Here is a 12,768-nt window from a genome sequence, read left to right as displayed (position 1 = left end):
TTTTTTCAACCAATGAAAAAAATCAATATTTTAACCTTTTTCACACAAAATTCATAAATATATGGTTTTTGTTTTTAATATACTATTTTCTGTTAACATTGTATAAAAGAAAAAGTCATATACTTTATTTTAAAGCTATGACTTTTTATATAATTTAATTAGATTAGAAAACTATGCAACTTCTTGCACTAACATTTTACTGATATTACTTATTCTATACATTTCTTTTACACCATTTAAGGTTTGAAGTAAATTTAGACAAATTATTTTATCACCTAAACTTACTGTACTTTCAATACTATCTAAAATTACACTTCTTCCTTCATCATATTTATCAGCATCATAATTTGAAATATAACTAGTATCTCTCAATATTCTTTCTACATCTTCATCTCTAATATTATTCTTTTTGACATTTATATATAAATTGTACATATTACTTATTAGTAATTGTTGATTTTCTAAGAAATCATCTTGATGTTCATCTTTGTATATAGTATTTATCAGCATAAGTCTATCTTCAATAAGTGATGGCACTAATAATAGATTCTTTATATAATGAACATTGGTTGAATTTTCAATAGATTTATTAACTTCATTAATTATATTTTTAACTATACCTTTATACACATCTATAACATGCTGATACCCCATTTTTGCATCATATGGTAAAACAAATTTATTTATTATTAATGCAATAATTGCACCTAATACTACATATGAAATTCTACTCATAGTTAAAACATTAGGGTCTCCCATAACTGCTGCCGAACCAAGGGCTGAAACAGTTACACACACTATCAGTTTTCTATAATCAACTACATATGAGTTTATGTATCCTGCTAAAAGTACTATTAATGACCTTAATGTATTATCTTTTATTATTGAAAATGAAACAATAAATATTACCGCTCCTACTAGTGTACCTTCTATTCTTTTTCTGGATTTCTGCAAACAGTTCTCTGCATAAGGTTGCGTTAATGAAAACACAGTTAACATTATCCATCTTCCATCTTTTAAGTGAAAATAATCCATAATAAAACCTGAGATTGCTGCAGCCAAAGCGATTTTTATTGCATAAGAAAATCTTATAGATTTTAAATTAAAATGTTGTTTATATATTGATATTCTTTTAAATTCACGTGGTATCTTTATTTTTCTTTCAACTCTTTTTTCCTCTTTTGATTTTACCTTTTTGTACTCTAATAAAAATTCATATAGATTTTCTAAAACACTATAAATTTCTTTCAAATTTATATTTTTAGTATCTTGAGCGACAACATAGTCTCTAAACCCAAGTATTTCTTTATCAGTTATCTTATCTTTATTTTCTAAGCACATCTTGATATAATTTACTTCTTTAGATACTACAACTAAAACATCTTCTTTACTATTTGTACTACTTTCTTTTAGCATATTTTTTATGTCTTCATCCTCAAATTCCTTAGTATCTATTTTATATCTATCTAAGATTAAACTTATTCTTTCTAATGAAAATAAGATATTTATTATATCCATTCCTTTAATACTAATAAAAAAATCATCTTTTCTATTATCAAATATAACCATTTTAAGACCTTTTGATATAGAATTTATTGTGTAATTACAACTATCTATTTTTCTCATATTAGACTTATTTACAGAATTATCACTGTTAACAATATTTTTTAAAAGATTTATTTTTTCCAACAACTCATCACATATAGATATTAATTCTTTGTCACCAATTTTTTTCATTCTATTTCTATTCATAACAAATTGAGCAATCATTATGACAAGTGAACCACTAGCTAAAGCCGATAATCTTATAGGAAATTCACTTAATCCTACAGGTATACTTATCATAAATATATACATAAGGCCAAAAGGTACATATACAGCCCTTTTCAAATCATAACTAAATAAATATCCTATTATAAATAATGCTATAAAATTTAATAAAATTCCTAAATACATATTTTGTACTGCAAAAAACGATAATACTCCTAATGTTACGTTTATTATCAAGTATTTCAGTAAATTTTTAATTGGAGAAATAGTTAAATCCCTTTCCAAAAGCATTAGCATAGCTGTTACTATAGCCACACCTATAAGTGTATTTTTACTTCCAAATAAAGCTATAAATGCAGATATAAATGCTATTATAAAAATAAACAATTTAGTTTTTGATATTATTAATTTTTTTGTCATCAAATACCTCCTTAAAAATTTCAACAAAGTCAATTTTATCACACTTATTATCGTATTCAAAATCGTCTTTTCTACGTGAGGATTCTAATTTTTCTATTTATAATTCTAATTTTAATTCATATACTAACGAACTTTATAATCATATATAACATATATATTCATATGCCAGCATACGTTTTTTCTTTCAAATATTTTTTTAAAATTAAAAACAACGCTCTCAATAATACAATCTTTGTACTTATTGAGGGCGTTGTAAGATTTATCTAGCAAACTTGTTTAATTTTTTCTTTACCTAGTATGTAAGTACCAAGTCCCATAAATAAAGCTCCTCCAACAATGTTTCCAAGTGTTACTGCTACTAAATTATAAATAGCTCCTCCAATACTAACTGTTTGAATTGTTGGAGAAAATAATGAAACACTATAGATTGTCATATTCGCTACACTATGTTCAAACCCTGTTGTTATGAAAGCAAATAAACATAGGAATATCATAATTATTTTTGCACTATCATTGTTAGTTCTAAATGAACATAAAACTGAGACACAAACTAAAATATTACACAAAACTCCTCTAAAGAAAAGAGACATAAATGGCATAGATGCCTTGGCTGCTGCTGTGTTTGCAAAAAATTCTGCTACAGGACCTTTATCTACTAAACCAGTTCCTACAAACATTATACCTAAAATTAAAGCTCCTATTAAATTTCCTACCCAACTGTATATCCATATTTTAGAAGTATCTTTTATACTTACCCCTTTATTTAGCATACCTACAGACATTACCATATTATTTCCAGTAAACAGCTCTGTTCCTGTCATTACAACTAAACTAAGTGCTACTGCAAACGATAACCCCATCATTATCTTTGTCATAGGAGAACCTGCATCTGTCAAAATCCCTCCAATAGTAAATATCAAAAGTATACCGATACCTACATAAAGTCCTGCAAAAGCAGAAGACACTAAATATTTTATCTTACTTGTATTTAATAAATTTATTTTATTTATAGCTGCGTTAGTTAATTTATCCAAAGTTTCTTTATGCATAATTCCCTCTTCCTTCTATTAAATTTATAATTTATTTAAATATATTTTTTTATTACTTATAGATATTTAACACCACTCCAGTATATATTTTCATGTACTTTAGTTATCTCTTCAAATTGTACACCTTCAAGTGCCCATTTTTTAAATTCCATGAATCCAGTCCTGTCAATTATATATCCTATATGCTCTTTCCCTCCTGGTGCATCTTTATCTATATATTGCTCTACATATTTGTAAGTATTAAGTATTATTTTTATTATGTTGTCTTCATCTGCCCATAAAAGAAAATCTTCTGCTAGTCTTGGATTTTTCTTACCTGTTCTACCCATTATAGCTAATCTATAGTATTTTTTTTCATCTCTAGTCCATGCATTTGTTGGGCAATTTAGTACACATTCTCCACAACCTATGCATTTATCTCCATCTCTTACTACTTTATTATTTTCTGTTTTTAATGCTCCAACAGATAGTTTTGAACATTTTTTTACACACGCTCCACAATTCACACATCTATCTTTTTCATATAGTGGTAAGGTCATTCCTATAATTCCAAAGTCATTCATTCTAGCTTTTATACAGTCATTTGGACATCCAGTCAATGCCACTTTAAAATGTAAGTCATTTGGAAAAATTGCTTTTTCTATTTTTTTTGCAAATTCAGTTGTATTATACTGCGCTTTTGGACAGACTTTATTACCTATACATGCAGCTATGTTTCTCGTACCTGCTGCTGGATAACCTGCATTTTTCTCACTTTGATTTATATTCATCTTTTCAATAACAGGCTGTATGATATTATTTATTTCTTCCATATCTTCCATATCTATTCCTAAGATTTCAAATCCCTGTCTTGTAGTTATGTGTATCTGACCATTACCATATTCATTTGCAATCCTAGAAACTGTGATTAAACTTTCAGGGTCAATAAGACCTCCTGGCACTCTAACTCTTAAAGAAGTTTTATATTTTGTTTTTGTAATTCTATAAGCATTTTTCATTACTTTTTTAGTATTTAAATCTCTTATCACAAACTCCACCCCCTAATCAATAAGATTTTTAGCATATGAATAATCAAATACTGGTCCATCTAAACATATATAAGTATCATCCATCTTACAGTGTCCACATTTTCCTATTCCACAACACATTTTTCTTTCATAAGAAACCCAAATATTTTTTTCGTCTAAATCTCTTTTTAAAAACTCTCCTACTGTAAATTTCATCATCATTGGAGGTCCAACTACAATTGCAGAAGTATTATTTATATCTTTTATATCTAAATCTGGAATATATTTTGTTACTAATCCTACATTTCCACTATAACCCTCATCAGCTCCATCCACAGTAACTAAAATATCCAATTTTTCACTCCATCTTTTTAAGTCCTCTGCAAATAGAACATCTTTTGGTGATTTAAATCCAACTATTAATTTAAACTTTTCACACTTATCTTTATTATTATAAAAATATTCAACTATTCCTCTTACAGGAGCTAATGCACTTCCTCCTGCTACTACTACGATTTCTCTTCCTTCATATAAAGATATATCAAATCCATTTCCATAAGGTCCTCTTATAAAAAACGAATCTCCTTCTTTGTAATTGAATAATTCACTAGTAACTTTACCTACATTTCTTATTGTAAAATCAATATAATCTTCTCCATATCCTGATACTGATATTGGACTTTCACCATATTTAGGTATAGATATTTCATAGAATTTTCCAGGCAGAACCCCTTTTGTATCACAATTCACTTTGAATGTCCATTCTTTATCAGTATGTTTAACTATGTCTAGTATTTTTGCACTTACTGGTATATATGAGTTCATTTATATCTCCTCCTTACTAGTTACTAAATCATTTATTTTTTCTATACATTTTGAAAATGATATATATTGTGGACATGCATCATCACATCTTCCACATCCAACACACATGTTATATCCAAATCTTTTTTTGAAATCATTTATTTTATGCATAGTTTTAAATCTCATTCTTTCTCCTTGTTTTTTTCTGAAAGAATTTCCACCTGCTATGTCTGTATATCCATCTACTTGACATGAAGCCCAAACTCTTCTTCTTTCACCTACATTTTCATTTTCCTTATAAAAAATATCCTGCATTGTAAAGCATGAGCATGTTGGACATACAAAATTACATCTTCCACATCCAATACATCTTGTGTCATATTCATCCCATATTGGATTTCCTATTATCTCATTAGAATCAATATTTTCTGGTATATCTATAGAAATTAAATTTTCTGTTACATGACTAACATCAAATTCTGATGGCTCTCCATTAAATACTTCAAATTCATTGTCTTTTATGTCTAAGTACAATGTTTCTCCTTCTATATTCAATCCAAGTGAATAGTTATCAGTTTTATTAGAATCCATACTTACACAAAAACAATTTCTAAAACTCTCTTTACATCCTACAAGTGCAAATTTTATTTTTTCTCTAATATGTTTATAAAAATAATCTTTTTCTTCTCCATTATTTAAATATATTTCATCGAGTCTCTTTATTCCATTTATGTCACAAGCTCTTAGAAAAATTAAAATCTTTTTATTGTCTAAATCGCTTTCCTTAAATTCTTTTTCAGTAAAGTAAAATAAGACTTGATTAATAGGAAGCACTACTTCTTTTGGTGAAAAGTTTGATTTTTGAGCAAATTCCATTTCTTCAAAAGTATTTACTTCCTTGTATCTTATCATGTCCGTATCTGAAAAAGTACCTTTAAATGGCATTATGACTGGTGCAAATATTTTGTAGTCTTTTTTTAGGAAATTCAGACCTTCATTGAATTTGGATGAATCTAATTTTAATTTCATTTTTATCACCTTTCTTATATTTTAGTTTTGCTTACTTATTATCTTGTTTAAATCTTAACACTTTATTTTAGATACTTCTGTGATAATTATCACAGTTTTAAAAATAATAAAAAAAATATTACTAGAGTTTATTAAACTCTAGTAATATTTCTTTATTATTTATAACTTTAAATTAAAAATCTGTTCTTTTAAATACAAGCTTTTCAAATGATTCTATATCCATAGGTCTTGCAAAGTAAAATCCTTGTCCAATATCACAGCCTGCATTTTTTAATAAATTTAATTGACCTTCAGTTTCTATTCCTTCAGCTACAATTAGCATATCTAAATCCTTACCTAATGTAATTATATTCTTTATAACTTTTTCTCCACGTGTAGATGTAATTGTCTCATTTAAAAATTCTCTATCAATCTTCAATACATCAATTGGTAATTTTTTTAAAAGACTAAGTGAAGAATATCCACTTCCAAAATCATCCATAGATACAATAAATCCAATATCATGCAAATCATTTAAAATATCTAAAAGCATGCTTATATTTGACAAAAATAAACTTTCTGTTAACTCAAGTTCTATTAGATGCGCTGGTATATTATGCTTATTTATTAAAGATTTTAAACTAGTTACTATATTTCTATTATTTAAATGAATTCTTGATACATTTATAGAAATTGGTGGTGGCTTTATTCCATTTTTTATCCATTTTGACATTGTACTAAAGACATTATCCCAAACATACAAATCAAGTTTCTCTATAAATCCATTTTTCTCAAATAGTGGAATAAAATCATTAGGCGATATAGTTCCCTTAATTGGATGAATCCAACGAACAAGAGCCTCTGAACCTACAATCTCATCTGTTATAAGGTTAATTTTAGGTTGCAAATAAACTACAAACTCTTTATTTAAAAGTGCATTATCCATATTATTTTCAATTTCTTTTTCACGAAGTATAGAAAGCCTTATTTTATCATCATAAAAAGCAACTTTACTCTTATAATTGGTTTCTATTGTTTGACAAGCTATCTTAGCTCTATCAATCATTACATCAATATTTACATCATCTTTATCAATTAAATACGCTCCACATTTAAGTATTATATCTATTTTAAATGTATTTTCTTTATCACTATTCACAATCTCAAAAAAATCATTTGCTCTTTTTCTTAAATTTTCTATATTACTTTTTTTAGTCATTACAATAAATCTATCGTCTGATAATCTTGCATATATTTCATCCTTAAAAATACTTTCACCTATTTTTCTTGCTATATATTTTAAAATATTGTCTCCAAATTCAAAACCAAAAATATCATTTATATATTTAAATTTATCTATGTTAATATAATATATAACAAAGTTATACGTTCCATATTTTTCAAAAAGCTTATTAGCATCAATTTTAAATTTCAATAGACTTCTTATACCTGTTACTTCATCAACATATGCTATCTTTTTTAATTTATTCATTTGTACCTTATAATTTACAATAAATATTCCAAAAACTATAAATATAATAAATAATATTATCAAAATAAATGCCATAATATTATGCTGTATAAAATCTAATAGAGTAACTGTATGCTCTAAGTACTTCGTACTGCCTGTAACTGCAATTGCAACCTCTTCTTCTGTAACTCTATTGATGGATTTATTGAGTATTGACAATAATGCAGGATTTGCTTTTTCAGAAACCCCTATTCCAATATCCACGACTTGATTTTTTATTGGCATAAACATAAGCCCATCAGATTCTTCAGTATTAATTATATTATTTAGGATATAGTTGCTTCCTATAAATACATCACTTTCTTCTTTCTTGACAGCTTCAATACATTTACTAGCATTTGGATAAAAACTTACTTCTTGATTTGGATAATATTCTTTTACGAATGATTCTATCCCTGTCCATTTAATCATTGCTACCTTAGTTTTTTCATCCATTCTAATATCATTTTTTGCCAAACCTAACATGGTAGTTTCAAGGTAGCCATCAGTAAATATAATATTATGCTCTAACTCAGTACTTCGTGACATAAACATATTTGCACAAATATCTACCTCAACATTTTCAACCATTTTTAAACCCTCTGAAAAATTATCTACCTTTATATACTCAAACTTTAAACCTGAGTTATTTGAAATTGATTTTAATATATCTATTGATATACCTTTGTAGGAATTTGTATTTTTATCATAAAAAGATAGTGGTGACGTATCAGGACCTGATACAACTTTTATTATAGGATGTTTCTTTATATATTCTTTTTCCTCCAAAGTAAATACTTCTGTAGCTATTGCAGTACTCTTATAATGTTTATTAAATAAATTACCATCATAATATATATCTTCTCGCTTAATCTCATTTAATGCATAATTCAAACCATCTAGTATTTTTTTGTTTCCCTTAGTTGTTGCATAATAGATAGGCTCTGATGAAAAACGTAATACTACCTTTGTATTTGGTATATCTCTAATGCTTCCTGTAAGTATCATATCAATGGTTCCTTTTTCAAGTTCCTTTTGAAGTTCTTCTGCACCTTCTATGTACTTATATTTTACAGATATTTTATTTTTTTTACAGTATTCATCAAATACACTTTTAAAATGATTATCTGAAACTGTACCTACTACTTTTCCATCAATCTCTTTTAGATTATTATAAGATATTGTATTGTTTTTGGAGTTCACATACAATGCTCCATATTCATATCCAAAATTTAAATTTGTATAATCATAGTATTCTTCACGTTCTTCATCCTTTTGCAATGCTCCAAATATATCAATTTTTCCCTCTTTAAGCATTTCTAGACCTTGACTCCATCCACAAGGTATATATTCTAATTTCCAATTATTTATTTTAGCGATTTCATTCATATAATCATATGTATATCCATATAACTGACCATCTTTTGTAACAGAAATTCCATAACTAGGCCAATATCCAACCCTTACTTTTTCTTTCTCAGAAGTGGCTAAAACAAATGATGTATTTAATATAAGTAAAAAAATAACCATAGTAATAGTAAATCTATATTTTCCATTCATAATATGCCTCCATTTATAACTAAATCATATCAAGATAGTTAAAATATTCTTATTCAACTTAATATTCTTTATATTAAAAATTTAAGCCCTCCATTTGCATTTAAACTTTAAATAGAGTCATTAAATATAATAAATCTATCTTTTCCTTGATTTTTTGAATGATAAAGAGCTTTATCTGCTTTTTCATATAATTCAATAAAAGTTGTTCCATGATTTGGCATAATAGATATTCCAATACTACAAGAAACTTTATATGACTTATTTTCTCCAGTATAATAATTTCTAAATGCATTACATAGCTCAATCGCTTTGTTTTCAATAAATTTTATATTCTTCATATTTTTTATGAAAACTACAAACTCATCTCCACCAATACGTCCAATTATATCATCCTCTCTAAAAATAGAAGTTAATTTTTTTGATACTTCAACTAATACTTTATCACCAAAGACATGCCCTAAATTATCGTTAATAGCTTTGAAATCGTCTAAATCAATAATAAAAAATGCATGACTACTTTCTTTAACTCTGTCTAAACTCAAAAATCTCTTTATTAGAGTTTCAGTTGTACCTTTATTATAAATTCCTGTTAATATATCACGTTCAGCTTTAAATTTAAGCTCAATCTCTTCTTTTTTCTGTTTGTCTATATCTTTAATGTACGCAAATCCTTTAAGTTGATTGCTTTGGGGGTCTTTAAGTAAATGCATTGTACAAAGTTCCCATAAAATCTTACCATTAATGTCATATCTTCGATACTCTAACTTTAACTCATTTACTCCCTTATTATATGAATCTAAGACATTTTCATAATAAAATACTTTTTTAAAGTTTTCCCTATCTGAAATAAAAACTATATCGGCAACAATAGCCTCCATTACTTCAGAATATTTTCCAGCAGGTCTTAAGCCTAAATTGTTATCAGACTTTATATTACTTGATATAAATTTATCTTGAGAAAAATTAATTTCATATATAGCAATTGCTTCATACAACATAGCTTTTCTATATTGCTCTTCTTGATTATATTGCATTTCAGCTTTTTTTTGCTCATTTATGTCTTCTAGTAGACCTATCGCTCTAATTGGAATTTCTGCTCCATTAAATAGATTCGTTAGAGTCATTCTATTCCATATATATTTTCCATTGACTAGTCTTGTTTTTATTACAGATACTACACTTTCTTCACCTTTTTCCATTTTATTAAAAGATTCTTTAAACACATCAACAAAGTCAGGATGTATTATCCCAGAATCTATAAAATATTCTATGCCATTTTCAATATTTTTTTGTAATCCATATATTAAAGAGACATCACTAGAGACATGTATAGATTTTGTATGCATATAATAGTCAAATACTATGTTAGAAGTCTTGGATAAGGCTATTCTAAGCCTTTCTTCATTAATCTTAAGTTCTTCTTCTACTTTTTTTAAATCTGTTATATCAACCAACACACAGTAGAAATACTCTTTTCCATCAGAATCTTTTATAAGCTCACACTTATTTACAACCCACACAAAATTCCCACTCTTAGTAATCATTCGATACTCTATTTCAACTACTTTTGATTCTAATATTTGAAGTGCAAATTCATTTTTCACTCTATCTACATCATCTTTATAAATTACATCATAAAAATTATTATTAAACATGGATTTTATCTCTTCTTTAGTATATTCAAACAGGTTAATAAATCCATCACTTAAAAACACAAATTCATATTTTTCACCTACACTACATTTAAAAACACCTCCTGGTATATTGTTAGTGAGTGAAGATATCTCTAGATTTGCTTTTACAAGCTTTTCTTTGGATTTTTTCTCTTTATAAAATACAATTAAAATCAAAATTGAAAGTGCTATGAAGTTTTTAGTTGTTAATATAATTGCAAGTTTGTTTATCTTAGAAATCTCTTTCACTATCAAAGTCTTTGGAATAAAAGACAATACATACCAATCATTTATACCAACTGGAGTATACGTGGCATATTCCTCTTTTCCTTTGAATTTATATTCTAAAAATCCACTTTTCTTATTTGATATATCTTCAATAAAGTTTTTATAACTGTAATCTTCTCTAACATAAATAAAATCAAAAAAATCGCTAACATTATTTATGGTGTCATCAGTTTCTCCTGGAGTAGATTTTAAGACAAGATTTCCTGATTTTTCAAATATATATGTACTTCCTTCTCCATTAAAACTAGTCACATCTATAAATTCACTTAATTTACTTATATAATAAGAACCATACAGAACACCTATCACTTTACCATTTTTGTACATAGGAGATGCTACTATAAAACTATTTTCATTGTTAACAGATGATTTTATGATTTCTGAAATATTGCTTTCCCCTTTCATTGCTTTCTTAAAATAGCTATGTTGTGATATATTATAGACCTTTCCATCACCTGTATAGGCTGTACCATCTGGATATGCAATATAGATTTTTTCAAAATCAGATTCCTTTGATACATCATTTAGCAATTTCATTATATCTTCTTTCTTCATACCCTCTGACTCTGAAATAATTTTAGAAATACTATTTATAAACTTTGTTAGTGAGTTAAGCTTAACATTTATAGTATTTGAACTTTGCAATGACAACTCTTCTAAATGCATCTTTTTACTTTTTTCTACTAATGAATTAACATTATAGGTAAAATCCCAAAGAGAAAACATCACAAATACACATATAAAAATCAAACCTAAAGCATAACCTATGAATTTTTTATTTTTCATTTTGATACATCCCTTTCTGAGTATAGAAGCTGTGTCAACATCTGTATATTTACTGTTCATATTAAATTAATTATACTATCAGAATTAAGCTGTTTCAATAAACTTAAGGCAAATATTATCATTTTAGATAAATAAAAAAGAATCTATGGATAGATTCTCTTAATAATATCTTTATTTAATTATAATTAATTATTTTTAAAGTATTTTGATAGTTCAGCTTCTTTTACATAAAAACCTTTATTATCAATCTTTATAAGTTCTTCTTTTTGCAATACTTTTATCATTCTAGAAACTGTCTCTCTTTTACAGCCAAGCATATCAGCTAAATATGTAACTGTAAGATTTACATTTAATAAGGTCCATTCTCCACAATAAATTCCAAACTCTTTACTTAATCTATACAATTTTGCTGCTAATTTCTTATCTACTTTTATAGATATTGAATTTTTTAACTGTCTATATAAACGTCTTGTCCTTCTCTCCATATAAGAAATAATATCTTTTGTAAGCTGAAAATCATTTTTCATAATTTCTGTAAATTCTTCAATGCTATAATAAGACACAATTGAATTTTCAAATGCCTCACATCCAACAGCAGAATTCTTCGTAAAATCAAAGGTAATGTCATTTATAATTTCTCCATTATTTAATATAAAAATCACCTTTCTCTCACCATTTTCGCTTATCTTAAAAATAGATACTTTCCCATCTAAAAGTACGTATACTCTGTCCAATTGTTCTTTTTCATAAAATAAAATTTCTTTTCTTTGTAATCTTTTTAGTTTAGCTTTTTCCTTAAGTTGATTCTTAGTTTCACTACATAAATTATTAAAAAGTATTACTTTGTCAATATCATAGTCTTTTAATTTAGACATGTAAAATCTCCCCATTAC

The 12,768-nt window shown here is 26.5% G+C and carries 8 protein-coding genes; all 8 read right to left on the bottom strand.

Going from position 1 to position 12,768, the window contains the following annotated elements:
* Window positions 1-171 precede the first annotated feature (171 nt).
* The gene (locus IC213_RS02845; RefSeq protein WP_227862715.1) at window positions 172-2,190 is read right to left on the bottom strand and encodes an FUSC family protein; all 2,019 of its coding nucleotides are present in this window, start codon (window positions 2,188-2,190) and stop codon (window positions 172-174) included.
* A gap of 263 nt (window positions 2,191-2,453) precedes the next feature.
* A complete protein-coding gene (locus IC213_RS02840; RefSeq protein ID WP_227434902.1) occupies window positions 2,454-3,239 on the bottom strand; it encodes a formate/nitrite transporter family protein in 786 nt (261 codons plus the stop codon).
* 56 nt (window positions 3,240-3,295) lie between these two features.
* Entirely contained in the window at window positions 3,296-4,267 is a 972-nt protein-coding gene (gene asrC / locus IC213_RS02835; RefSeq protein ID WP_227434903.1) for a sulfite reductase subunit C, read from the bottom strand.
* Between the two features lie 12 nt (window positions 4,268-4,279).
* Window positions 4,280-5,071 (bottom strand): anaerobic sulfite reductase subunit AsrB, encoded by a 792-nt coding sequence (gene asrB / locus IC213_RS02830; RefSeq protein WP_227862714.1) that lies wholly within the window; start codon window positions 5,069-5,071, stop codon window positions 4,280-4,282.
* The gene (gene asrA / locus IC213_RS02825) at window positions 5,072-6,079 is read right to left on the bottom strand and encodes an anaerobic sulfite reductase subunit AsrA (protein WP_227434906.1); all 1,008 of its coding nucleotides are present in this window, start codon (window positions 6,077-6,079) and stop codon (window positions 5,072-5,074) included.
* A 172-nt stretch (window positions 6,080-6,251) separates the two neighbouring features.
* Window positions 6,252-9,128, bottom strand: a complete 2,877-nt coding sequence (locus IC213_RS02820) for an EAL domain-containing protein (protein ID WP_227862713.1) — start codon at window positions 9,126-9,128, stop codon at window positions 6,252-6,254.
* A gap of 107 nt (window positions 9,129-9,235) precedes the next feature.
* Window positions 9,236-11,875, bottom strand: a complete 2,640-nt coding sequence (locus tag IC213_RS02815) for a diguanylate cyclase domain-containing protein (protein ID WP_227862712.1) — start codon at window positions 11,873-11,875, stop codon at window positions 9,236-9,238.
* A gap of 185 nt (window positions 11,876-12,060) precedes the next feature.
* On the bottom strand, window positions 12,061-12,750 hold the full coding sequence (locus IC213_RS02810) for a Crp/Fnr family transcriptional regulator (protein ID WP_227434918.1): 690 nt from the start codon (window positions 12,748-12,750) through the stop codon (window positions 12,061-12,063).
* Window positions 12,751-12,768 lie beyond the last annotated feature (18 nt).

It is taken from the genome of Clostridioides sp. ES-S-0049-02 (genome assembly GCF_020658465.1).
In the GTDB taxonomy this organism is placed as follows: Bacteria; Bacillota; Clostridia; order Peptostreptococcales; family Peptostreptococcaceae; genus Clostridioides.
The sequence above is the reverse complement of the archived record's forward strand: the minus strand, read 5'-3'. Positions and strand labels throughout refer to the sequence as shown.